The following is a 25747-nucleotide window of genomic DNA, read 5'->3' as shown; positions in this document are numbered from 1 at the left end:
TTTAATAACGCAGTTTATTTAATTAAAGTGAGTTTGGTTAAGTAATTAGTAGAATTTGAGATTAAGTAATTGAATAGTCGCCTTTGTTTTAAAATAGTGTAATGGGCATTTACTTATTTGAATTTCCTGTTATTTTAAAGCGTAATAGCAGCTTTGACTATAAAGATGGCTAAGATTTTTATCATTAATCCACTCGTATTTCGATTTCATGAATTTTGCAAATTGAGAAAATTCCATAAAACTAATTTCCTTTTTACCTTTTACAGGATTATTACTCACGTAATCATGAGCACATTTATTTACTTTTTTACATAACTTGTTGCAGAAATCTAATTCTGATGTAGTCAATTCGAGATTTTCATTTCGTAACCTTTTTTGTATGTCAACTAGCCAATTTTTTCCAAATTCCATAGAGAAACTCAGTCCGCTATTTAATGTGCTCTTAGATAATTCCATTTTTAGAATTGATTAATGATAAAGATCTGTAATTTTTTAATGGAGACTAAACATGTGAGATGCCCTATTTTTGATCAACATCTTCGTCATCTTCAGTAGAAATATAAGACCATTTTATTTTTAAACTATCGATAAGATTATCAAATCGATGTTTATTATTTGTTCCAGTAAAAATGGCAGTGCAATTTTCTTTTTCGTCAAAACTTAGGCTTATAACTTCTTTAAAGTCGTTGGTATACATTTTTTGCTTGTTACAACTAATCTCTTCTATTTCAGTCCAGCTCATTTTGATTGTTCTGACTACTTCTGGCTTAACGGTTTCAAAACTGTTCGTATTAAATTTTAGACCGCCAAGCGTTCCATTAACGATTGCCATAAGAAGTAAAAATAATTCGGTTGTATTGGCTTCTAATTGCCAATCGGGTAATTCATTTGAGCCGTAATTACCCCAAACCGGCGGATTGTCAAGTTGCAGGTCTGTATGCTTGATTCCCCAATTAACTACAGATTGGTTTTCTTCATAAAACATTAAATACATGTCATTAGAAAACCCTATTTCAGTAGGTTTAAATAGATTGTTGTGAGCATTATTTATGCTCGTATTTTTACCTAAGGTCAAATAATATGCTCTAAGTGTTTCTGGAAGATTTAATTTTAATCTTGTTTCAACTTCAGCAAGTTCAACTTCTTCGTAACCAAAAGAATTTATACCTTCATCTAAATTAAAAAGTTGCTTTATTTTTTGTGAAATAGTCATTTGAAATAATTTTTAATGGGCTACAAAATGCTTTTATCTGAAGTAGTGTTTATAAAACTTATTTCCACTTTTCTATTAATGCTAATACGCCTTTTTTAATACCGAGATAAAATTCATCATTTTTAAATTCGGGTATTATTTTTTCTTCAATTACTTTTTTACAAATTTCGTCGGTTAATATTAGTTCTGTTCCGGTACCGGTTGCAATGCCTATTTGCCTGCAAGGTTTACAAAGAACAATTGTTAAACCGTTATTCTTTTCGGCGGTTCCTACTCCCCAAGTTTGACCTAGATCTGTTGCGTATCTGTGAATGTTGTCATAAGGTTTTATGCTATCAATAGTTACTACCACAATTTGTCTCGTTGTTTCAATATCGTAATCATAAAGTATTTTTGATAATTCGGCACGTTGAGGTTCTGTAAAGACTTCTCCGTAATCATTTATAATTCCGATTGATTCAGGCAAAGTAGGCTTTGTCGTTTTTGAAATTTCAATTTTCTTTTCAGCTGTCTCCGATTCTTGTGCATTTCCTTTACAAGAAAGAAAATTTACAGTTAAAAAAAGGATGAATATTCTAGTTGCGATTTTCATTTATGTAATGTTTAGGCTTGTTGGTCTGTTTTCTAGGGGTTATTTTGCAGCGGTATTTTCTGTTATTCTATATTCGCAACCTAAGTTTTTTAATTCTTGTTCTAATTCTTTTATTCTTAAAATAGAACAAGATTTTTCTACAGAAATAGGTGAGTTTTTAATGTGCTTTAAAATTTCTTTCAGCTCAATTTTGTGCTTATTTTTTATAAACAGTATTATTTTAGATTTGTTACTTCCTAAACTGGTAATTTCAATATCATAGGTTTTACTGTCACACGTACGAAATTCTTTTCCTGCAATATTTAAAGCCGCTGCTATTTCATTTGCCGGTAAAATAGTATAATAGTATTCGTCATTAAATAAGTCTAAAAATAACAACTGAAAACCGGTATCAGAAAGGCTATTGTCTAATGCTTTAAATAGTAAATCTATATACTCGCCACGCTTTATAGATTCTTGGTCTAGAGTCGCTTCAAACACTTTTAGATTCCACTTAAAAGTAGGATGGTCATAGGTTTTTAATATGTTGGTTAAAGAAGCTTTTACTTGTCCAGGATATTCTTCTCCGCTCCAATCAGCAGAATATATTTTATTTAGAAATCCACCATAAATAATTAAAAGATATTCGGGATATAAATAATCTTTCAGCTCAGCAAAGTCTTCTTTGTCGAACCATTTTAATAAGATTTTCTCATGCTTTAATTTGAAAAGGTCAAGGTCTAAGGCATAGTCATTATAAAAAGATTCAAAATCTGAAAATCTTTCTTTTAAGATTAGTTTAGAAATTTGTTTCAAATCACTATCCATAAAGGTTGGTTTTAATTACTGATAAATGGGGTTGAATTATTGTAGTTGTAAGGTAATAAACTAGAATGAAATTTTGGTTCTGATTTATCTTCTTGTAGAGGTTTCTATTACTTCTATTTTCTTTTCTAATGGAATTTGAATTGATTTTGTCACAATTAATATAATTCCAATAGACCATATTATGAAAACGATTACGATCAGTTTTTTGAATAATAGTTTTGAATTACTCTTCATTAAGATTGGAACTAAAAAAATAGATACGCCAGCATTCCACATAATAGAAAATAAGAGTAATCCTAAAATAGAACCATTAAGGCCTTTTATTAAAATAGAATCAGAATTATTGTTAGGGTTTATGTAGGCGACAATTTTTTTAGCGTCTTTTAATTTTAAATATAGATTATGATGGTCGTCAACGCCATTCATTCCATAGCCATAAGCAATTTTATTATTTTGATATTTTACATTATCAATTATATATTCATAAGTAATTTTAACTCTGTATGATGATGCACCATCATAGTTTTCATGGTCAAATTCAAGACTTTGTACTTCGGCGTTTGTTTTGGCCCAACTATTCGTCTTTTTAGAATTGTATAAATTAAAAATGCTTAGGCATAACGTGACAAGCCCAATGATTACAAATGGACTTAAAAATATAATAAGACAGCCTCTACCTTCGTTGTTTTTCTTCATTTAAGTTGAAATTGTATGGTTTTATCTGGTCCATAAAAAGGGTAGGGGCGAGTATTGAAAATTAAAAAATATGTTTTTATATGAAGATTTTTTAGTTAGAACTTTAAGCAAATTGTTAGTTGAATGTTTGATTCATATTAAAAAAACCTCTAATCGCATTATATGTATTCCCTTCATTCAAGCTAGAAATGGATGGTGAAAGTGTATTACTTAGATTCCAATATAATTTTGCGATCTCATCCCAAAAAATATCAATTTCGTCAATTTCTTTAATTGCAGATGAAACAGGTTTGTCTATTAATTCATGCTCAAGTGAGAGCGAACCATAGTCTTCAAATATAGTTTCGTCTTCTTGCCAATGACTTCTATTAATTTTCCCGTTTTCAGAATTAATCCATCTTGTGGTACTTACCCATGGATCAATGAAAAAATAATTGACTTCTGTTTTAAGATTCTCAGATAATTTCTGCGTTATTAATTTTATTAAATCAAATTCCCAAATATTGAATACCACGTATGTCCATTCCGTATTTGACTCTATTATTAAAAATTCGGTAGCATCTTTATAAAGCGAACTCCAATTATGTTCTTTATCAAAAATTAATTCTTCTGTATCTGATAATTCTAGTGTATTGGCAATTAATTTAATGTCGTTATGCTTAATGCATAAATGATGAATACCTATTGTATGTATGAGTTCACTCATAGTTTTATGACGTATCGATGTTGTGTTAGCGCTTATTTCTCGTAATACTTATATCCGATTTCATTTATACTGTTTTCAACCTCCTTTTTATCTTCCAGTTTATGTAATAAGAATACATATTCATCTGACTGCGTATCAATAAAACTCATTTGAAATCCGTTTTGCTTTAGTGATTTGTTGAAATCTTCAAAAACATTGTCGAAAGATACAGATGCGTTTTTACCATAATCCCCAGGGTTAGGTAAATCAAAAGATACATTGAAATTGTCATTTAAAGCCGATTTCAAAACCCATTCTAAATCTTCGATATCAGCTTTCCAATCTAATCTTAAAATGAATGAATTATCATTTTGTTCTAAAAAGTCTATTACAAAATTTAAGGTGGTAAAATATTCAAGGTCTTTGTCGTAGTTTTTAAGTGTATCAAAAAACTCAATTACATTTTTCTCTTTTGAGTTCATGCCAAGGCATATTTTTGCCAGTGCTTGATAAGCTTCTTTTACGGACTTATTTAATAAAGGTTGGTTTTCCTCAACTTTTACTTTGTCCTTTTTCTTATTAATATTAATTACTGCCTTTTGTGTTGTGGGCAACAATTTTTTAAGCTCTAAAAGAGTGTTCTCTATTTTTTGAATGATTTTGGCATCTTTAACCTCTGAATGTAAATCTGGTATTTGAAACCATTTTACTGTTTTACCACCACTGCATTTACGAATTTCTATTTGATCTTGAATTTTAGCGATAAAATAAAATTCAGAGGGGAAAGTATTATCATTATTATCATAGAAAATTAATGCTTTTGGTAAATAGAAGTTCCCCTCTGTGGTGTTGTAATTAATACCGTCTCTTGAAACACCAACAGTTTTAAAAGTATTATTTTTTGATTTTATTAATCCAAAAAATGAACTAGTTGAAATAGGTTTAATATCATATCCGTTAGTTTCAGTATTTTCAAATATTAGGTCGAACAATTTTACATTGATAACTTCATTTTCAAAAGCATGACCGCTTAGTCTTTCTTCGTGATAATATATTCTTGCCATTAACTATTTATTTTAGAATTATAGCAATCGTTATAAGTTACTATTATTGCGTAAATGAAATTAGTAACTTTTAGTTTAGAACTGAATTAAAAGAATTGACGGTGTTGATTGAATTCTAATTTTATTTAGCAATTGAAACTGTATAAGCTATAGCTATTACCAACGATTGTTTTTAGTATTTCAATTACTCCCAGTAATATTTAAATATTAAACTTTTATAATTCGGGTATTCTTTTTTAGATATAATTATTTGTCCATAAAAGGATAATGCTATTCCAACTGATGGACAAGGTTCGTTGGGTGCCGCCCAATTTATCATGACCATGTTGTTTTCTAATTCGGTCGATATTTCTTGGGGTATAGCACCAAAACAACCACCTCCAACATTAAATAAATAGACCGCATTATTTTCATAAAACTTCTCTGATTCTATATTTTCAGTTACTAAACCAATTTTCACAGCCTCTTCGTATGTGTCGATTAGTTTATTACTATGATTTCTACCAATTATAAAATCGATTTCTTCAAATGGTAATTTTATAGCACTTTCTTGAGCACTCAATTGATTAGCGTAGAAGAACAAAGTAATAAAAACCAGAGTTACACTTCTATTCTTTTTTAAAAGTCGTTTCATATTTTATTTTACTGCAATATTAGTTAGATAGGTTAATTGCTGAATCTCAAATTTTATATCACTTCGGCACGATCTAAAGAAAAAACTTCTTTCCCAATTTTATTTAGTTTTTCGATTATTGTATCACTACCATTATCAACAATATGCTGTCTTTCTTTTTCGGATATTGGTACCATCCATAGAAAATTTGTTTTTGAGTTTCTATACTTTTCAATATTGGGTTCAGGTAAGATGTTAAGTTGACTGGTTAGAAGAACAAAGTTCAATTTACTTGAATTTAAAGACAGAAATTCAATGGTATGCCCTTCTCCCAAAAAAGTAATATTGTGCCAGGGTATCGTGGTTTGGGCACTCATCCATCCTCCAATTTGTTGCACTGCCTCGTCTGTAATTGGTGAATTTAGAAGAAAGCCAAATTCTATTCTATTAGCATCGAAACGATTTTCGGTATACATTTCAACTACTGGCATTGGTATTAGAGAAAGACCTACTGTAGCAAATACCGTTTTTGATTCTCCTTTCTTCAAATAAAGACCTTTTGGTGGCCATTCATTACCATCTATAGCAAAGTAGTTATCTTGCTCGCCAAAGATTTCATCGTACGTATCAAGTATTTTTGGCTGTAGTATATTGAAAGGGCTTTGTTCTAAATCCCAAGCGTCCCAAAATTCTTTTGATGCATGAACTCGATCATATAAGGCATTATTGTCAGAAAGCTCCCAAGCAAAATCACCTTGACCTTTTGCTTCTTTTGCATATCCGTTAAATCCGTTTTGACCTGCCCAGCTTGGTATGATCGAAATAACTTCACCGTTTAATAAAAGCGCAGCGCCATCACCTTCTTCTAACCAGATGATACTGAGGTCGTCTTTATTCAGTTTTTCTGAACCATTAGGGTGTATACAGAATTCTTCTGTCTGCATTGGTGGTACCCCTTGCTCCATTAATGCTGTTTCTAGCTGTTGAGGAGCTTTTTTTAGATTTCTCACCCAAGAAGACTTAACACCGAAGTTAGATCCCTCAGCACCCCATAAATAAAAGTATACCGTTCTATTGTCTTGTTCTACAATAGCGGTTACGGGGCAAGAAGGTGATTGTAGTTCTATAAGTACTTCTGCTTCTTGAATTTCAGTTTCTTTAGATGATGATTTTTTTTTCAGAAAACCCATTTTATTTTTTAATTAAATTTGACAATTGGTGTATGAAACGTGGTGTGTAAAAGACAGTTGTATACTGTTCGTATACAGCTATTAAGTTATGATTTTTACTTGTTATAACGATAATGACCGATAATTTTATAGTCAAAGAGACAATCAGCCAAAACTTGTCCGCCCCCAATATTGTGCACGATTAAATTGCGCTTTCCGTCGTTTGATTTTTTATCGACTACAATACCAATATGCGTAATAGCTCCTCCTAAATTCCAACAAACTATATCGCCAGGTAAATAATCATTTGGGTTGTTAGAAATCGGTTTTTCGGCACCTTCTCTTTTGAAAAAGGTCATCAAATTAGGCACTCTACGATGATCAATATTTCGGTCAGTAGTTTTGAGTCCCCATATTTTCGGATACACATTAAAGTTAGATTTCATATCTACATGAACTTCTTTCTGTAAGTCAACTCCAACTTTTCTGTACGCACGAATTACAACATCTGTACAAACACCTTTGTCATTGGGTACATCTCCGTTTGGGTAATCAATAGAAAAGTAACTTGGGTCATACGTTACCTGTTGTTCCGTTAATTCAAGCGCACAATTAGCCAAATCGGTTTGCTCAATTATTGTTTGAGAAAAACAAAGGTTGAGACTGAATAGTAAAAGTATTAAAAGTGATTTTTTCATAGTTATAAATACTCTGAATATAAGAAATGTACTGCAGTAGCTCGGTATAGTCATTCGGTTTTTTCTTTATTCGGTTATGAAAAAGTAACTAATTTTCAATTGATTGAAAAGGAGCGGAGTAGTGTAAGCGGAATTAGTTACCACCTAATTTCTTTAAATATTTAAAGTGAGAATAAATTGCATTGATGATGCTTAATTCATTGTAAGGCATAGAGAACTTAACCGCTGCTTTTTGTATTTCTGGTGTTATAATAGTATACAGGGTATGTGGTAATTTCGGAAACAAATGGTGCGCAGCATGAGAGTTGAAACCACCAAAAATAAAGTTCGCAAATTTACTAGTAGGGTGGTAGTCAAGCGATACAGAAAGTTGGTGTTCGTGATAGCAGGTAGGTAAAAATCCGTTTTCATCATGCTTTGGAAAACTAGTTTCTGTAGTCAAATGAGAAATAATTAATGTTAGTACAAAAAATATTGAAATTACCCCATGCATTATAAAGAATGAGATTAAGATTTTGGCTAGCCCAACTTCTAAAAAGTAATACGGAATCACTATTATATATACTAGATAAAGTAGTTTCAAAAGAATTACGGCTGCAATAAACCTTTTTGAATACACCAAGTCTTTCATATTAGCCACCTCTTTTTTAGAGAGGTAGATAAAATCTTTAACAAAGATCCAATGCAGCGTGTAAAGGCAGTACAAAAGCGGAGCATAAAAATGCTGGAACTTATGATTCTTTTTTAGGGTGTGCGAGTTCGATAATCGAATGAACGAGTTGTTGTCTATATCGGCATCACAGCCATCTACATTAGGGAATAAATGATGCGAAGAAAGGTGTCGTTTTTTCCACAAAGTAGCATTCACCCCTTGTAGATTAAATATTAAAAAATGAGTAATAGCATTATACTTCTTATTCGTAAATAAAGTGTCATGTACGGCATCGTGCGATGCATTAAAGGCTAGTAATATTCCAGAAAGTCCAATTAGCGTATATGTTGTTATTAGTAGCGAAAATGAATTAGCTACTACATCGGTAAATAGAAATGCATAAAGCCCCAGAAAGGTTAAAAAGTAAAAGAAGAATTTTGCTTTTAAAACCCATTTACTTTTATCAATTACTTCGTCGGTTAGTATGACAGAAATGTTTGCGTTTAGCTCCTTAAAAAAAATAGAATTTGAAGGTTTGAACTTAATTTTCATCTGTATATTAATTTCCTAAAACGTTTAACTAAAGTTAATGTAAATCAATAATAATTTGAACTAGTAAGACTTGGACTTAGGGTTTTTATCAGAATGGTTTTAAAATTTTGTCGTTTTTATGAGCGTCCCTTTTACGTTGTAGTACTTCCACTTGCCAATTTGATTTCCATTATGGTATTTGCCTTTACTTTCTAGTTCTCCATTTTCGTGATAGGCTTTAAATTTACCGGTTCGTCTACCGTTGTCGTTATAATCCCCAATTTTCTTTAATTGACCGTTTTCGTGGAAACTCTTCCATTCTCCAATGCTTTTATTCTCAATATAGGTGCCAATCGTTTTTAATTTACCGTTGTTGTGGTACCATCTCCATTCTCCTGTTTTACCTCCATTCAAATATTTTCCAATTATCCACAATTCACCATTTGTATTATACCGTTTAGATTCTCCGCTTAGCTTTCCATTCTCGTAGAATTCTGAACTCGCGAGTTGTCCGTTTTTGTAATATGATTTCCATTCATCAATTTTAAGACCGTTTCTATATACTCCGATTGCTTCTAACTGTCCATCATCTTCATACCATTTCCATTCTCCTTCTGCCTTATCGGGTTTTTCATAAGTTCCAATGTATAAGAGTTGTCCATTTTTATGAAATTCTTTCCATTCGCCTATTTTTTGTCCGTTTATATAATTTTCTAATTTTGATAGTTGATCTTTTGAATGGTAATATTTCCATTCCCCAGTTTTGTTACCATCGGTATACATGCCTATTTTTATTAGTATACCATCATGTCTATATTTTTTCGATTCACCATTTCGTCGTCCTTTTGCCCACATTTCTATACCAGATAAGGTTTTGTTTGACAAATAGTCTATCCATTCTCCAGTTTGCTTATCGTTTTCATATGTTCCAACTGATGATAACTGCCCGTTTTTGTGAAATGATTTCCATTCGCCGGTTTTTTGATTTTTTATGTCATATTGACCTTGCCTGCGAACCTGACCATTATCGTAATAGGTAATATCTTTCCTTTGGGCATACACACCAATTGAGGTAATTAAGGCTAAAGTTAGTATGACTATTTTTTTCATTTTTTACTCGATAATCAAGATTTAAATGTTCCAACGCTTGGGTCGAAGTATTAATTATGTTTTCAATTCAATGCCTGGCGGACTTGCCCCGAGGTTATTTACTATTCATTTTTTCTGCGCTATTCGCTAGAATTCATACGATTTAAATAGTACTGACTAAGATTTATATACAGGTAATTTGGTACATGTATAGTTGTATGATATGGTTTCATTATCATTTCTTTGAACTGTAGACAGGAAACTTCAGTACAAATAAGAAAATAGAAAAACCGATGGCGAACGATCCAAAAACCCATCCAAGTTTATGTCCATTTTTATTAGTGTATAGTCCTTTTTTTGGTCTAATTATTACTGGTTGAATATCTGATAAATTTTCTTGACGCTTTATTGCATTGATAAACCCATCTCTATCAATAGAATGAGGCACTATTTCAAAATAATCGGCTTCATAGAATTTATAGTTTTTAAAATCTTCAATAGCTTGCTTAAAAAAAACCTGATACTTTTCTTCCTTTTCTTCTGGTTCTAGCGATTTACTTATTTGTTCATGCATTTCTACGCCATACCAATATTTGAACTTATTTTCTGCACTCTCCACTTTTAAAGGATACACAAAATAGGAGTCGAAATTCAATTTTCGACCATATTTTCCGCTTGTTCTAAATTCTGTATGTGAACTGCCATAGTCTCTATCAATTTCAAAATCATTGATTTTTAAATAGCTGGCATTAGGGTTAAAAGCCTCTTCAATAGTATTTATTTCTGCCAAACTACCAGTTGCGGTTTTCAAATAACTGTTTGAAATTATCATCATTGCAGTCATGGTAGCCCAGGCAATAAATTTAAATAGAAGTGGTGCATCGCTACCTTTTCTATTAATTTTAAGGACTTTAAGTTTTGGTGTAAGCCAAATCGTTATTGGTATCCAAGGGAAAATAATAGGCACCCACATATCAAAAATATCTTCTTTAATATGTAAGATGTTTGAGTTAATAGTAAAGACCCACCTAAAAAGTAAAACGAAAAATGTTGATGCTACTACAACAAAAAGAAAAGTTGGAACAATGTGTTTGAATTTGGTAGCGTAATTTTTCATTCAGTGGTATGTGTAAGCTGATTTTGATTTTATAATTTCAAAATCCATTAGTCTATGCAGATTTTGATAGTAAGATTACTACTCGTTTAATATATAGCTTTGGTAATTTTAAATGGAGTTAAGATTTATCTAAAGATTCAAATAATTGTTTTAAAGGTATTTTTATTGCTTCTTCTTCAGCATATTCAGTAAATAGCAATAGATCATTTGTTATCTTAAAAGTTCTCATACCACCTTCGTCAGTTCCATTATTTTGTGATGGTTCAAACTTTAAGTGACCAATTTTCTGTGTCTCGATATTTATAATTTCAATGAAATAGCCATTAACAGGAGGAACATCATGATGAATTATTAGATACTTATCTATTAATTGCACCTGATTTATAGAAGGCCAGCTACGTCTATCTGGTGCGCCAGTAACAAGATCATCTGATATAAATGCCCACTTGTAAGTAGCTCCTTTTTTGACAAAAACAGTGTGTGCTGTCTTAAATATTTTATAGGTATCGTTTTGAGCAACAGGGGTTAAGCTGTCTAATTTTATTATTTGATGACCAGTGTAATAGGCTATATATTCTTGATTTTTTTCAGTTACCGTAGGGTTTTTATTTTTAAAGTCTTCTGATTGTAAAGAAAATTCAAAGCTGTCGATATAATAAGAAGCAGGGATCTCTAAAATATTTGGCTGCCAAGCGGTTTTAGGGTTGGCAATAATATCAAAATAAGGATGGGATTCTAGTATTTGTACATTAGAATTTCCACTCAGTAACCATTTTAAAGAGCTGTCAATATGTTCTCTTTTATTAGGTAGTGACCTCTCTTTTATGGCCTCTAAAAAAAGACTGTTCTTTTTTAGATTTAGGTTTTTAGGTACTTTAATTACATTAGTATAACTAGAATAACAACCGTCGTTGTTAAGTGCAAATTTCTCTTTCGTTTTGCCATCGATTATTGACACCGTTCTACCTGAACAAGCACTTCCCATTTCTCTAAAGTCGATAAGCGTATCAACAATTTTGTCATTATTAAAATCTTTAATAATGGTATCGCTGGCATATTGTCCAATTAAATTTTGATGTATACCAAATAAGATTAAAACTATAAGACTAATTTTTTTGATCATTTTATATAATTATAAGAAGTGTTTGTTAATAGCCCACAACGCATTTTATAGTCGGTTATAAGTTAATTTAATAAAGAATAACCGAATAGAAAGTAGTAAAGATGCTAAGTATCTAAATAGCCATTTTATGGCTATAGCTTAATTATATTTTTTTTCAGAAATTACTTTATCGTTTTTGTATTCTATTTCTTTAGAAACTTTACCGTTTAGCTTATAGAATTTCCACAAGCCTGTTTTTTCATCATTGGCATACATACCTTCGCTTTCTACAGTACCAGCTTCGTTATAAGTTTTGCCTATGCCATTTTTATGACCATCGGCGAAAGTGAATGTTCTATCTAGCATATCATCATCATTGTAATATTTCCATTCGCCTGCCTTATATCCTATTTTATATTGCCCATCAATAGTAAGTTGACCCGTTTCTGAATATTCTTGAAACAAACCATCTTTATAGCCGTCTTTAGAATTTACAATTTCTTTTTTATTTCCATTTTCATAAAACGCTATTTCAGATTTTAAATAACCTTCTAAAAATTGTTTTTCACTGAGTATTATACCTGAAGGATTATAATATTTAGAAACACCATCTAATTTATTATTCTTGTATGATTCTATAACTGCAACCTTCTCATTAGTATGGTATTCTTTTTTAGTATAGTCTTTAGGGGCTGTATAGGTTTTCTCCCAAATTAACCTATCATCTTCCGTTTTCTGAGACCATGCACCGGTTGGCTCGTTAGCTTTGTAATAACTAGTTTCTATTAAATTGACACCTTTGGCTGCATCTCGTAAGTTAGATACCCATTTTCCTTCTTTTAAATCGTTTTTGTAAATCTCGGTTCTTATCGGTTCACCTTTTTTATTATAGGTTTTCCACTCGCCATCTTTTAACCCGTTCTTATAATTGAAATCTTCATTTATTTCACCATTCGAATAATAAGAAATACTTTTTCCATTTGCTTTGCCTTCTTGATCAAAGTTCATCTCTTGTTCAAGGTTTCCAGAAAAATCGTAATCTTTTTTTGCACCTATCATCTTTCCGTTTTTAAACGTAACGTCGGTGTATGCTCCGCTGTTTTCGGCTAGTTTATAACTTCCGTTTAAAAATTTTCCTTCAGATTTAAATAGGGTCTCTTTGCCAAAACGTTGGTTTTCCACATCGTTCCACATAAGGTATGTTTCTTGGGCTTTAATGTTTGATGCTAGTAAAAGAAAAACGATAATAATATGTATTCTCATAATTTGTTTTTTAATAGTTGTAAATGGTTTTTGGTTCGTTTGGTTGAATTGAATAATCTCTTTTTAGAAATTCGGTCTTTATATAAAAGTTATAATTTTATAGTAATAGTTTAGCTATATGTTAGCTAACGATTTTGAATGCAATTAGTTGTGTCGTCTAAGCTTTGATTTAGTAGGGGATAAGTGCTGTTAGTTAGATTTAGAACTTTCTAACATTACTCCGTTTTCAAATGTTGCAATTTCTTTAATTTCTCCATTTTTATTATATAGAATCCACTTTCCTGTTCTTTTTCCATCTTCATAGGTACCAACTGAAGATAATTTTCCATTATCGAAATAACCTTTCCATTTACCAGAAGTGTTTCCGTTTGTAAACTTACCAATACTCTTTATTTTTCCATTGTTATGGTAATCTTTCCATTTTCCTATTGGTTTACCCTTGTCATATTGGCCAACTTCTTTTAAAATGCCGTTTTGGTAAAATACGTTCCATTTACCTTGAAGTTTTCCGTCTTTTAATACTCCGATTTCTTTTAAATTTCCATTAACATAGTAATTTTTCCATTCGCCGATTTTCAATCCGTTATTAAATGCCCCAACTTCTTTTAGTTCTCCGCTGTAATGATAAAACTTCCATTCATTTGCTGGCTTTCCATTTTCGAATTCAGCGTATACACTTAGTTTACCATTGTCAGAATAGGCTTTCCAAATACCTACTTGTTTTCCGTTTTTATATTCTCCAATTTCTTTTACCTGACCATTTGGGTGGTATGTCTTCTGTTCTTGAGCAGCCAAAGTATTTAAAATCAAAAAATAGAATAAAAAGAATACTATATTTTTCATGAATAGATTTTCATTTTTTAATGTTTGCTAATGATTTAGTTCAAGTGCTTGATAAAGAGATTAATCGAAATTTTTTACGGAGTATATTATAATATTTTCATTTTCAAATATTGCGATTTCAGTACATTCGGATTTGGTTCAAATATGAATTTTCTAATAGGATATACTTTGAAAACGATTTCATTTTCTGAAATCCAAAAATAATCATCGGGGTTTGGTGATACCGCCCAACTTTTGAAACTAACACTTAGCATTTGCTCTGCTTCATTGTTTATATTTTTTTTGATAATACTTAAAACGGTAGACTCATTATGTTGGTAGGTAGCCGTGTCAGTGAACATGTTTAATAAAATCATACCACTAGGAGAGTAATTAGGAAGACCAGATGACATAAAACTTTTAGAACCATCTTTTCTGTTTATCAAAAAATAAGCAGGTTGCTCAAAAAATTCTAATAAAAGGTAAGAATCAAAATATTCAATTTCCCCTACGTAACTATAGGTAGTTGTGTAAGCTTCAATTGGCGTGTCTTTAAAATGTATAGAATCTTTTTTATGATCTATTGGTAAATAAAACTCACCAAATTCATTAATTTTTATATTCGATTTATGTGTAATCTCGTACTTGTTAGGTATTTTAAAATCTTTAATATTTTCATCTACGAATTCAAGACTAATAATTTTTTTCAGCGCTTCATTAGAGAACTCCGCATTTAGTTGATTGCCGTTAGATACATTATACGGAATAGATTCATTTTTTGAATAATAGCTGCTATAGGGCTCTTCGCCCGAAATGAATCTAGTTTCTTCAGGGTACCTTATTTGTATTGTTTCATCATTTTCAGTAAACGAGAAGTCATAAAAATAATACAAACAAGACTCCGGAATTTCACTACTATTATCTTGCCCAAAAATACTTTTAGAGATAATCAGAAATGTAATTAATGCTATTTTTTTCATATAGTTTTTTATATGATGGTAATGGTTCATTATATGAAACGCAGCGTATAAAAAGATATTACATAGTGTGTTATACAGTCTTCGCATATGAATACCGAGTCATAATAAGATTTACACAGCTTCATATTCTTCACACATAAAAATATTCAAAATCAACAAGGTGTTTTTCTAGCTATCCTACACAACTATTACCATATTGAAAATTATGAAACTTAAAAGCTGTATCAATAGATTCTTGGTATATTCGAACCTATGGATCAAACACATGACGAAAGAACAAAAAGAGAAGGCTTTGTTACTGTTACTGGAGCAAGACAGCATAATCTTAAAGACGTAAGTTTAGAAATACCGCGCGATGCTTTGGTCGTATTTACCGGTATTTCTGGTTCGGGTAAATCGTCTCTTGCCTTTGGTACTTTATATGCCGAGGCTCAAAGAAGGTATTTGGAGTCTGTATCACCATACGCACGCCGTCTTTTTCATCAAATGCCAATACCTGAAGTTGATGAGATAGATGGTTTACCGCCTGCTGTAGCCTTACAGCAACAGCGTGGCTCTGGCACCACACGGTCTTCTGTTGGTTCGGTGACTACCTTGTCTAATTTGTTGCGCATGTTATATTCTCGGGCAGGTGATTACCCGCCAAATCAGTCCATTTTGTATGCAGATTCATTTTCAACCAATACTGCAGAAGGTGTTTGCCCAGAATGCCATGGTCTTGGTAGTGTTTACCAAGTAACAGAAAAGAGTATGGTACTTGATGATAGTTTAACCATTAGAGAAGGTGCTGTAGCGTCTTGGCCAAAAGCTTGGCAAGGTAAAAACCTCCGCGATATTTTAGTTACACTTAATTATGATGTTGATATCCCTTGGAAAGACATTCCGCAGAAAGACCGCAACTGGATTCTATTTACAGACGAAACACCAAAGGTTCCGGTATATCGAAATCTAAATCGCGAAGAAGTGCAAATTGCGCTTAAAAACAAAAGTGAACCCAGTTATATGGGTACTTATTCTGGCGCAAAGAAACTGGTGCTGTACACCTTTGCCAATACGCAAAGTACCTTAATGAAAAAGCGTGTATCTAAATATATGATCAGTAGCGAATGCCCAACTTGCCATGGTAAACGCTTACGCCCAGAGTCGCTTTCTGTAACATTTGTTGGCTATGATATTGCCGATATCTCTAGATTACCTTTAAAACAGTTACAGTCCATTTTTATTCCTTATGCAAATGGTTCAGCGCCCGGCTTAGCTAAATTGGCTGAAAAGCACGAAGAGAAGGCACTGGTGGCACAACGTATCGCCGAAGACCTTGTGGCAAGGGTTGACGTTTTGTTGGAATTAGGACTAGGTTATTTGTCTTTAGAACGAAGCACACCTACATTATCTGCAGGTGAACACCAACGTTTACGATTAGCAACCCAAGTACGTAGTAATTTATTCGGAGTAGTTTATGTACTAGATGAGCCTTCTGCAGGTTTGCACCCAGCAGATACCGAAGCTTTATTGAAAACTTTAGACCGATTGAAATCAAGCGGTAATTCACTTTTTGTGGTGGAGCATGAATTAGATGTGGTACGCCATGCAGATTGGTTGGTAGATGTTGGGCCCGATGCTGGCGAGGGTGGTGGTGAAATTTTGTATAGTGGACCTCCTGCGGGATTAAAAGATATTTCAAGATCTAAAACTAGAATGCATCTTTTTAATGACCAGCCTTATAAAAAAAATAAACCACGCAAACCTGCGGGATGGCTTAGCTTAAGCGGAGTCACCAAAAATAATTTAAACGATGTTGCCGTTTCTTTTCCTTTAGGGGCATTAACAAGTGTTACGGGTATTTCTGGTTCAGGAAAAAGTAGTTTGGTGAGTCAGGTTTTAGTAGAACTTATGTCTGCCCAACTAGGTAACAGCGCAGCTTCTGAAAAAGAGGAAGAGGAAGACCTCTTAACACCAGAAGTTATAGAAACACTTGGTGGAGAAATCACCGGAGGTTCAGAACATATAAAACGTATGGTTGTGGTCAATCAGAAACCAATTGGTAGAACACCACGTTCTAACTTAGCAACCTACACTGGTTTGTTTGATGTTGTGCGAAAATTATTTGCTACCACAAAATTGGCAAAATTACGTAAATACCAAGCAGGTCGTTTTTCATTTAATGTTGGAAAAGGGCGTTGCCCTAATTGCGAAGGTGAAGGTGCTGTAATGGTAGAACTCTTATTTCTACCCAGCGTTTATGCGCCTTGCCCAGTTTGCGAAGGCACACGTTATAATCCAGAGACTTTAGAAGTTACGTATCATGAAAAAAATATTGCCGAGGTTCTTAGTTTAACCGTAAACCAAGCAGCTGATTTTTTTAAAGATGATGAGCGGGTAATGCGCCCCTTAAAAGTATTACAAGAAGTAGGCTTGGGGTATTTGCGCTTAGGGCAACCAGCAACTGAACTTTCTGGTGGTGAAGCACAGCGTATAAAACTGGCAAAAGAACTTCAACGCTTAAACCGAGGAAAAACCCTTTATATTTTAGATGAGCCAACAACAGGCTTACACCCAACCGATGTTGAAAAATTACAATTACAATTGGCAAGATTAGTTGATGCCGGTAATACAGTAGTTGTAGTGGAGCACGATATGCAAGTAATTGCAGAAAGTGATTGGGTTATAGATATGGGCCCTGGTGCAGGAGAAGAAGGTGGTAATGTGGTAGTAGCAGATATACCCGAAAAAGTAGCGAAAAACAAAAAGAGCAAAACGGCACTTTATTTATCTAGAACACTAAACGGCTACGCTTAATTTGTTATTTTAATTTATAATAAAGATTTTTAGAAGTTAGCCTGGTCAAAACGTGCTATGCTTAGATTGGTTTAAATTTTAAATTAAATCATAAAAAAAAGCAAGCAAGTTTTGACCACGTTTACGAGACATATAAACTCAATTATTCAGGTGTTTTTTTATATGACTTTTCAGTGTTCAGTTGTAATTTTCCATCAACTAATTCATAGTAGTTTGCAATATTGACTTCACCTTCTTTATAAATATATTCATTGTAATATTGAGTAAACTGATCAAATTGAAAAAGGCGGCCATTGTAAGGTTCTCCATCTTTAAAATTGATTTCTACAGTTTCACCAGTGAATGGGTTTATAGATCTTTCTAGAACTACAACATCATTAACAAAGGTTTGTTCTGCTAGTAATTCATTTCTATAAAATACTTTTTGAATACCTTCTCTTTTACTGTTTTTGTAGTTGGTGTATACAATTATTAAAAGCTGGTGCGAGATATCTAAACCATCTATAATCTTAGAACTCGAACTGTCATATATACCAGTGCCTATAAGTTCGTCGCCTTTATTGCTCATCCAATATATGGTGTCTTTTTCTATACCGTATATTCGTGTTGCAAGCTTGTTGAAATAATTTGGTGCATCGAATTCTACCATTTTAATCAATTTACCTTTTTCGTAAAATTCTTTGTAATAGCCACCCATATTTACCCCTTCATAAACGGTACCATCTACATACTCGGTTGTGTAATCTATTTTACCATTTTCTAGGTAAACAGTTCGTAGGCCGTGTAAAATGCCTTTTTTATAATTTACTCTATCAGAAATTTTGCCATTAGCAGTATAAAATACATTTTCCCCTTCTAATGTTTCTTCTTCCAAATTAGAAAAATAACCTTCCATTTGTAAGTTACCATTGATGTAATAATCTTTGATATGAAAAAGGGAGTCATTCTTTTTTTGAAGTATTCTATAATATTGAGCTTCTTCTTTAGTGGTTGTTTTCCAGTCTTTGTTAAAATAAATTTTAGATTGACTGTTGACATGTTGAGAGATAGCAAAATATGATAGTATAACTAGTAAAAATTTAAGGTTGTTTATTCTCATTTCTTGATAGATTTATTTTAATCTCTAAGGTTTAGATTTTCCCTATTTTATGGGCTGCTTGGTGGTTATTTGTTGAAAGGTTTAGACAGTATGGCAATTTGTACTTCATTACCTTTTTAGATATTTTTTTTGATTTTTGCTAACTATAATTTTATGGTTCATTATGTAAATAGGTACACTCGTTTTTGGTTCATCAGTAACTTATACACTTGGCTTAGATTAAAGAAGAATTTGTTTGTTTTGCACCTCAGTTCTTTGTTGTATGCCTTTTTTATTTATAGTAGTAATACCAATTGCTTTCATAGTTGTTGTCAAAATTCTCTTTACTATCTAAATGAACATTGAAATAATCTTTCTTAAAATATCCAAATTCATCATAATTCTGTAGTAGTTCAAAATACTGTTCAGACCATTTTTTATGCGTTTTCGAATATTCAATGTTTTTTAGTTGTTCGTCGGTATAAAAGAAATATGTTACTCCGGAAAATCTTTTGGCAATTTCCCATAATTCATCATTATTTAAAGCGTCCTTTAACTTTTTTATTTCTTTATCAGGAATACTAAGATTCGCCTCCATTTTGGCAATTGATTCAAATTCAGTAAAGTAAACATATAAGTTGTCGGTTTTGCGTTTTAGACCAAAAAGTGTTTTTAGGAAACTAGGCTTAGATTTATTTTTATCAATTGTTGTAAACTCCTCAAATTTATTTGCAATTTCCTTTTGTTTGGCTTTGTCAAAATTATAGGTTCTATTATCCATAAATTTCCCCTTGTCTCTTGCGTGTTCAAGACAGATTTGAAGTCTGGGATGAGCTTTGTTATTATGAATGTAATCAAAGAAAATGTTCAACGTTTTGACTTCATATTTTTGGTCAATCCATTCAGCAAGTGACTCAAATTCTTTATTTATTTTTGAGATTCCTTGTTTTATTTTTTTAGCAGACTTATAGTCCTTGTCAGAAGGCATTATCATAATTTGTTCATCTGCTTTTTAAATGTCACGTCCTAAAATACGGCTACAGATTAATATTAGTTTTAAGCGGCATATTGATGCACGTAATTAGGTGTTTTATAATCTAAAGATAAATGCAATCTTTTAGAGTTGTATAGTTTGATTGCATTTTTGGCTGCTTTTTTAGCATGTACCACGCTGGTAAAGGTTTGGTCAAGATAAAATTCATCTTTTAGAATACCGTTTACCCTTTCTGCTAGGGCGTTTTCATAGCAATGGTTTTCTTCAGTCATACTGATTTTAATTTTCTTTCTTTTTAGTATTTGGGTATAGACATTACTGCAATATTGAATACCTCTGTCCGAGTGATGAATAAGGTGGTCAATGTTTTTGGCATTGTAAATAGCCTTATTTAAAGCTCTGACACAACCTTTTAGTTCTAGGCTATCACTTAGGTCAAACCCAACGATTTTACGTGAGTACATGTCTGTAATCAATGCTAGGTAACAGAATCCTTTAATGGTTCTGATATAGGTTATATCGGAAGCCCAGACTTGATTAGGTCTATTGATTTTTAAGTCTTTTATAATATTGCCATACTTGTAAAACCGGTGATATGAATTGGTGGTTCTAGAGGAGTACTTCTTTCTTCTAATGAGCAATCGATTTTCTCTTAGGATACGGAACAGCTGGTCTCTACCTACTTTAAGGTCGTACTTATAAAACTCATCTTTTAATGATCTCATGAGTTTTCTGGTACCTTCACGAGGTAGTGTTCTTCTACTTTCCCGAACAAGTTCGATTATATCCTGTTCTATCTGTTTTTTGATAACAAAACGTTTTTGAAATTTGTAATAGGCATCTCTTTTCAGATCAAAGGCATTACAGATAGTACCAATTGAATACAGCCTTTCATTACGGTTTATCGGTGCTACTTTCATCAAGGCTTTATGTTTAAGTTTTTTTTAATTCCTCAACATCTCTATAGCCCAGGTTCTCAGCAGCGACCTCGAGATAGCTATCGGTCACCAGTTTGTCCAGGTCCTTTTTAATAAGAAGGTCCTTAAGTTGCTTTAGCTCTTTTTGCAGGGCTTTGATACGGGAAAGTTCATCGTCTGTTTGCACGGTTACACGGGTGTTCATTAGATCTTTACGATCGTACTTTTTTATCCATACGTTTATAGTACTGGATTGTATACCGTAAGTTAATGCAATTTGTCTTTTGGAATGGTTTCCTTTGGTTAGTTCTGCCAATACCTTGAGCTTAAAGCTCTCACTATAGCGTTTTACATATCCATCATTTTTATACATATACTTGAAGTGTTTTGTATACATATTTCAGGACGGGTCAAAATGGCATACAACGGTCTGGCTATGAACAGTACGGGAGCAAACTAGCGTTTGCTTTCCGCCACGCACAAAGCGAAATCTTTTGGTTTTGCCCGCCCGTACCGAAGGGGTACATTCGGGCGGCTTTTTCTTTTTTTCTTGTCCAAAGCGAAATACCAAATATCTTTAGAACTTAACAAACATGCCCAAGGGCTTATAGGTAGCACATCATACTCGAATTAATTTTAAACCCTGTTGTAAGGCGTTTTAGATCAAAATTATTCATGCTACTAATTTTTATTCTCAAAGTTTTGCAACACTTTCTGTGCTAGTATTAATTGTACTTACCCATCACCTAGTAAAGGGTCTTAATCTATTCTTTTGAGAAGATAGACTATAGTTTTTATGTTCAAAACCGAGAACACAATTAAAAACTATAAGACTGTTTTTGTTTTTTCTTACTGGTTATTAAGATGAATAAATATTGGATTCTCCATTTCCGTTTTATATGCCTCCAATACAAATGGATTTTTTTCTATACGAGCATCTTTCCAATCATGCCATTGAAAACCAATTTTGTTAGACCAATACACCCAATCCCAATTGATGTAGCAAGATGCTTTTATTCCCGGGTTATCATATAACATCTTGAAATAAGGTTTAAACCATTTATTCCAGGAAATTTCACTGTCTAAAACCCCAACGTATCGTGGTGTAGATTCACCTATCATTACTGGTTTTTTTTGAGTATGAGCAGCATCATAAAAGTTTTTCAATTCAATATTTAAAAACTCTTCTGGACTAAAAATATCAATACCCCACCAATCTACATATTGGTCACCAGGATAATATGCCATTAATTTTTCAAGACCTATAAAGTCTGCAGAACCACCACCCGAGCACCAAACCGTAGCCGATTTTATGTTTTTTTCTTTGAATGCCTTAGAAATAGCAATAAATACCTTTTTATAACTTTCAGATGAATACCCATTCCAATCGCCCTCAAACTCATAACCAATTCTAGTAAAGGATGGTCTATCTAATTTCAAAAGCGCCATATAAAATGTTTCCAATTGAGCATCATATTTTCCGTTGGCAACTTCATTGTCTAAACCTGCCCCTGTATCCTTACCGCCAGTAAATGCTAAACCTATCTGAGGCATGATCCCATTCGGTAAGCTGTCTAAAACACGTTTTAAGTCTTCTCCCCAAGTTTCGATCTTTTTTACTGGTGCGGTTATATTAACATAGGTCATGTAAATTATTGGCAGTTTATCATGACCAACGGCATCCACATAATCCTTAAATCCGATTTTGTCTTGACCAGCACCATGATAAATTCCTTTTTCGGGTTCGTATTTAGCATGGTAAAACTCACGGTCAATCTTAGTATCTTGACCATGAAGCTTTATAACTAGTAGTAAAAAAAGTAGGGATGTAAACTTCATAATTTTTTTATATTATTTATATTATTTCTTTTCTATTTCCACTTTTAAACCCTCTAGAAAACCATAATAGGCTGGTTTAGGTTTTAAATCATCATCATAAATAGTAGGCCAATCTTTCATATTAAAAAAACCTTTAATCCAAGAATCTCTATCTGTAAAATCCCAAAATGTAATCCCAAATTGCTGTTCTTTCGGAACTATGCTACGATACATTAGAACTAGATTTTTATATTTTTCAGCCTGTGCTAGTTTCATTTCATTAGTAATCGAACTATAATTTTCAATACCACCTAATCTTTCGTCGTTGTGGGAATTAAAAATAATATCGACTTCAGACAAGTGAATTTGCAAACCTGTTTCAGCCGCTTTTTCTAATGAATAAGCAATGACTTCATTTGGAGTATCCATGCGGATATGCATTTGAAAACCAATGCCATGAATAGGTACTCCCTCTTTTTTAAATTTTTCGACCATTTTTAAAACGGCATCTAATTTTGAAGTATCACGCTCAATATTAAAATCATTATAAAACAACACGGCTTCAGGATCTGCTTCATGGGCATATCGAAAGGCATTTGCAATATATTCTTTACCCAAATTATTGTACCAGAATGTTTTTCTATAGGCACCACCTTTAGATTCAAACGCTTCGTTAACCACATCCCATCCTGCGACTTTTCCTTTGTATCGACCGACATATTTATGAATATAATCTTTCATAAATTCTCCTAACCATAAGCTATCGTTAGCACCCTTTTCTTCTACCCATTTAGGTGTACTACTGTGCCAAATAAGATTATGACCAAAAAGACGTTGGTTGTGCTTGTTGGCATAATACAATAGGGTATCGGCCTTTTTCCAATTAAACTCGTTTTCAAAAGGTAAAATCGACCGCATTTTCATATCACCAGTAGCTGTAATACTATTGAAATTTGAAATCTGCAAAGCCATTAATGCTTGATCATTGATCAATTTGTTGATATTAATTGCCGTACCAATTGGAAATTCTGAAACGTCTTTTAAACCTGCTTCAGCCGTAGTTTTTTGGTTTAAACTTTTACAGGCTGTAAAAGTAAACACAATTAAGGCGACAAGAATAATTACAATTTGAGAACAACTTCGTTTTTTATATATCATGTTATTTATCTTTTGGTATAGTTACTGATCCGCTAACAATTGTTTCTGATCCGACGTTTTTCTTGATAGAAAATGCTTTCGAATTTTCAAGAATATCTTTTCCTTTCAATTTGGGAGCGAATATAATGCCTCCCCAACGGCCACGAGTAAATTCTGTTCCATCAGTACCCACTGTGGCAACTACCGTTACTTTATCGCCTTTTTTGAATTCAATGTTTTTCCATAATTTGTTGTATTTTATGCTTTCTTCGAAGGAATTTTTACTCAAAGGAGCGGAATATTTACCCACTTCGTTTCCGTTTACTAACATTTGAAAACCTGATTGCCCATCATTTTCTCCAACACCAATAAAAATGATATCGTACATCCCATTTTCAAAAGGAAAATCTGTTGATACTGCAGCCTCTTTATATTTTTCAGGATTTATGGCAAGCCATGCATTATCCAAATAAAAATTGGTATTTTTAATAGGAAAATCAATAGCTTTCATGATTTTCGTTCCATTCACAGTTTTTGCAATTTCATCTATATAAGAAAGAGCTGTAGCTTGTTTCTTTATTTCTGCATAACCTTTTCCATTAGGTATATAATCAATGTCTTTAGTTAAAAGAAACTTATCTAGTTTGACACCATCTTCTCGCATACTAAACTGAATATCGTGTATCCCCGCTTTTTTGATATCCAAATAAATTTGTTTTGCAACACCACAATGTATAAGTTTTGTACGTTGTGCGCTTCCCCAAGTCCACTCATTTTTTCCTTCGCACCATTGCATGCGTTGACCGTGTTCTGGCCAGTTTTCATCAATTCCTACATGTAAGCCATTATCTTCTGCACCCATACTAAATATTCTCGCCCAAACATAATACCGGCCAGGACTACTGATGTTTACTTTATAATGAAGAATACCCATTTGACCTGCTTCATTTGAAAAATTTTCACCTGCAATTAGCTCATCTTCAGCAGTGACTCTTGTGTCGGGTAGAATTTCTAAATAAGTATTGTTACTTGCGCCAAGGTGATATTTTTCATCTTCATCTCTCGCCATTTTAGTTGCTTCAGTTGATGATTTTCGGTACCACTGTCTGATTTTACTTTTGCTTTGTTTATAAAAATGTTCGGCTTCAACAGTAATAATTTCGTCGTTTCCTTCAAAAAAAACATTTTCGTTTATAGTTGGTTCTTCGAGCTGTTGTGCTATACTACCTAAAGAAATTGATAGAAATCCTGCTAATACAATATTGATTTTTAACTTCATAATATTCGATTAATTTTCTGGATATATGAAAGTGATAAATTTAATTTTCATAACTGTGCTTCTTATAAGTTAAATTATTGATATGATGATAAATTTATCATCCATTAATTTATCATTACAGCAATTTTGAAGCAGATACTATGAAATTTGTGGCAAATATGGTTTTGTATTATACTGCTACCTATTGATCTGACTTGAATTATCATTTTTTAAAGGAATAGCCGCATAGATTTGTAGTTTTTATCTATATGACTTAGTCTCAAAGATTTTACCGCCGATTTAAAAAATGACAATAGTGTATCGGTTAACTTAATTCTGTATTTCAGTTATATTAAGGGTACGTACTACGAGACAATGTAATTATACCTTTATTAATTTCAAAGGCTGCATACAAATCTTCATTTCGATTTAGCTCAATAATAATTTGATTAATCTTAAGTTGACATACCTCTTTAACTTTGTCGTTATCTAAAATAGCTACACCATCCTTATAAATATGGACTAAATTCCAATCACTTATAATTTAGGATTGTTTCTTACTATTTCCGCATGACACGAGTATTAAGAATACATACAGTTAGAATAATATTTTAAGCTTTTTCATATGGAGTTTAAAGAAATGCTTTTATGAACTT

At 32.5% G+C, this 25747-nt stretch carries 25 protein-coding genes; 1 reads left to right on the top strand and 24 read right to left on the bottom strand.

What is annotated here, in order from left to right:
- Positions 1 to 129 precede the first annotated feature (129 nt).
- The 17 genes from QSV08_RS12550 to QSV08_RS12470 all read right to left on the bottom strand — a co-directional run bounded on the left by QSV08_RS12550 (position 130) and on the right by QSV08_RS12470 (position 15093).
- Positions 130 to 456: a hypothetical protein gene (locus QSV08_RS12550; RefSeq protein ID WP_324023679.1), complete on the bottom strand. Its 327-nt coding sequence runs from the start codon at positions 454 to 456 to the stop codon at positions 130 to 132.
- 64 nt (positions 457 to 520) lie between these two features.
- Positions 521 to 1213: an SMI1/KNR4 family protein gene (locus tag QSV08_RS12545; RefSeq protein WP_324023678.1), complete on the bottom strand. Its 693-nt coding sequence runs from the start codon at positions 1211 to 1213 to the stop codon at positions 521 to 523.
- Positions 1214 to 1271: 58 nt separating this feature from the next.
- Positions 1272 to 1805 (bottom strand): TPM domain-containing protein, encoded by a 534-nt coding sequence (locus tag QSV08_RS12540; protein WP_324023677.1) that lies wholly within the window; start codon positions 1803 to 1805, stop codon positions 1272 to 1274.
- A gap of 39 nt (positions 1806 to 1844) precedes the next feature.
- Positions 1845 to 2612 carry a DUF6630 family protein gene (locus QSV08_RS12535; protein ID WP_324023676.1) on the bottom strand — a complete coding sequence of 256 codons (768 nt, stop codon included), beginning with the start codon at positions 2610 to 2612 and terminating at the stop codon, positions 1845 to 1847.
- 84 nt (positions 2613 to 2696) lie between these two features.
- Positions 2697 to 3308 (bottom strand): DUF3592 domain-containing protein, encoded by a 612-nt coding sequence (locus QSV08_RS12530; RefSeq protein ID WP_324023675.1) that lies wholly within the window; start codon positions 3306 to 3308, stop codon positions 2697 to 2699.
- Positions 3309 to 3423: 115 nt separating this feature from the next.
- Positions 3424 to 4014 carry a hypothetical protein gene (locus QSV08_RS12525; protein WP_324023674.1) on the bottom strand — a complete coding sequence of 197 codons (591 nt, stop codon included), beginning with the start codon at positions 4012 to 4014 and terminating at the stop codon, positions 3424 to 3426.
- A 32-nt stretch (positions 4015 to 4046) separates the two neighbouring features.
- Complete coding sequence (locus tag QSV08_RS12520) at positions 4047 to 5057, bottom strand: DUF6630 family protein (protein ID WP_324023673.1); 1011 nt, start codon at positions 5055 to 5057, stop codon at positions 4047 to 4049.
- Between the two features lie 184 nt (positions 5058 to 5241).
- Entirely contained in the window at positions 5242 to 5691 is a 450-nt protein-coding gene (locus tag QSV08_RS12515; protein WP_324023672.1) for a hypothetical protein, read from the bottom strand.
- A 53-nt stretch (positions 5692 to 5744) separates the two neighbouring features.
- On the bottom strand, positions 5745 to 6860 hold the full coding sequence (locus QSV08_RS12510; RefSeq protein ID WP_324023671.1) for a suppressor of fused domain protein: 1116 nt from the start codon (positions 6858 to 6860) through the stop codon (positions 5745 to 5747).
- Positions 6861 to 6955: 95 nt separating this feature from the next.
- A complete protein-coding gene (locus QSV08_RS12505; protein WP_324023670.1) occupies positions 6956 to 7537 on the bottom strand; it encodes a DUF1287 domain-containing protein in 582 nt (193 codons plus the stop codon).
- Between the two features lie 133 nt (positions 7538 to 7670).
- A complete protein-coding gene (locus QSV08_RS12500) occupies positions 7671 to 8741 on the bottom strand; it encodes a fatty acid desaturase family protein (protein ID WP_324023669.1) in 1071 nt (356 codons plus the stop codon).
- Between the two features lie 99 nt (positions 8742 to 8840).
- The gene (locus QSV08_RS12495) at positions 8841 to 9830 is read right to left on the bottom strand and encodes a toxin-antitoxin system YwqK family antitoxin (protein WP_324023668.1); all 990 of its coding nucleotides are present in this window, start codon (positions 9828 to 9830) and stop codon (positions 8841 to 8843) included.
- Positions 9831 to 10044: 214 nt separating this feature from the next.
- Entirely contained in the window at positions 10045 to 10926 is an 882-nt protein-coding gene (locus QSV08_RS12490; RefSeq protein ID WP_324023667.1) for a hypothetical protein, read from the bottom strand.
- Positions 10927 to 11044: 118 nt separating this feature from the next.
- On the bottom strand, positions 11045 to 12049 hold the full coding sequence (locus QSV08_RS12485) for a hypothetical protein (RefSeq protein ID WP_324023666.1): 1005 nt from the start codon (positions 12047 to 12049) through the stop codon (positions 11045 to 11047).
- Between the two features lie 138 nt (positions 12050 to 12187).
- The gene (locus tag QSV08_RS12480) at positions 12188 to 13291 is read right to left on the bottom strand and encodes a toxin-antitoxin system YwqK family antitoxin (protein ID WP_324023665.1); all 1104 of its coding nucleotides are present in this window, start codon (positions 13289 to 13291) and stop codon (positions 12188 to 12190) included.
- 189 nt (positions 13292 to 13480) lie between these two features.
- Positions 13481 to 14134, bottom strand: a complete 654-nt coding sequence (locus tag QSV08_RS12475) for a toxin-antitoxin system YwqK family antitoxin (RefSeq protein WP_324023664.1) — start codon at positions 14132 to 14134, stop codon at positions 13481 to 13483.
- A gap of 86 nt (positions 14135 to 14220) precedes the next feature.
- Complete coding sequence (locus tag QSV08_RS12470; protein WP_324023663.1) at positions 14221 to 15093, bottom strand: hypothetical protein; 873 nt, start codon at positions 15091 to 15093, stop codon at positions 14221 to 14223.
- Positions 15094 to 15345: 252 nt separating this feature from the next.
- Between QSV08_RS12470 and QSV08_RS12465 the strand changes: the two genes are divergently transcribed.
- Positions 15346 to 17889 carry an excinuclease ABC subunit UvrA gene (locus QSV08_RS12465; protein ID WP_324023662.1) on the top strand — a complete coding sequence of 848 codons (2544 nt, stop codon included), beginning with the start codon at positions 15346 to 15348 and terminating at the stop codon, positions 17887 to 17889.
- Between the two features lie 142 nt (positions 17890 to 18031).
- On the opposite strand, the gene QSV08_RS12460 is transcribed toward QSV08_RS12465, so the two are convergent.
- From QSV08_RS12460 to QSV08_RS12430, 7 genes are all read right to left on the bottom strand, one after another.
- On the bottom strand, positions 18032 to 18988 hold the full coding sequence (locus tag QSV08_RS12460; RefSeq protein ID WP_324023661.1) for a toxin-antitoxin system YwqK family antitoxin: 957 nt from the start codon (positions 18986 to 18988) through the stop codon (positions 18032 to 18034).
- Positions 18989 to 19259: 271 nt separating this feature from the next.
- A complete protein-coding gene (locus tag QSV08_RS12455) occupies positions 19260 to 19955 on the bottom strand; it encodes a hypothetical protein (protein ID WP_324023660.1) in 696 nt (231 codons plus the stop codon).
- A 68-nt stretch (positions 19956 to 20023) separates the two neighbouring features.
- Positions 20024 to 20881 carry an IS3 family transposase gene (locus QSV08_RS12450; protein ID WP_324023659.1) on the bottom strand — a complete coding sequence of 286 codons (858 nt, stop codon included), beginning with the start codon at positions 20879 to 20881 and terminating at the stop codon, positions 20024 to 20026.
- Positions 20882 to 20894: 13 nt separating this feature from the next.
- The gene (locus QSV08_RS12445; protein ID WP_233268404.1) at positions 20895 to 21275 is read right to left on the bottom strand and encodes a transposase; all 381 of its coding nucleotides are present in this window, start codon (positions 21273 to 21275) and stop codon (positions 20895 to 20897) included.
- Between the two features lie 452 nt (positions 21276 to 21727).
- Complete coding sequence (locus QSV08_RS12440; RefSeq protein WP_324023658.1) at positions 21728 to 22717, bottom strand: hypothetical protein; 990 nt, start codon at positions 22715 to 22717, stop codon at positions 21728 to 21730.
- 21 nt (positions 22718 to 22738) lie between these two features.
- A complete protein-coding gene (locus tag QSV08_RS12435) occupies positions 22739 to 23854 on the bottom strand; it encodes an endo-1,4-beta-xylanase (protein WP_324023657.1) in 1116 nt (371 codons plus the stop codon).
- A gap of 1 nt (position 23855) precedes the next feature.
- Positions 23856 to 25112, bottom strand: coding sequence for a hypothetical protein (locus tag QSV08_RS12430; protein WP_324023656.1), 1257 nt, complete (start codon positions 25110 to 25112; stop codon positions 23856 to 23858).
- Between the last annotated feature and the right edge of the window lie 635 nt (positions 25113 to 25747).

It is taken from the genome of Maribacter sp. BPC-D8, assembly GCF_035207705.1.
Taxonomy (GTDB): Bacteria; Bacteroidota; Bacteroidia; order Flavobacteriales; family Flavobacteriaceae; genus Maribacter.
The sequence above is the reverse complement of the archived record's forward strand: the minus strand, read 5'-3'. Positions and strand labels throughout refer to the sequence as shown.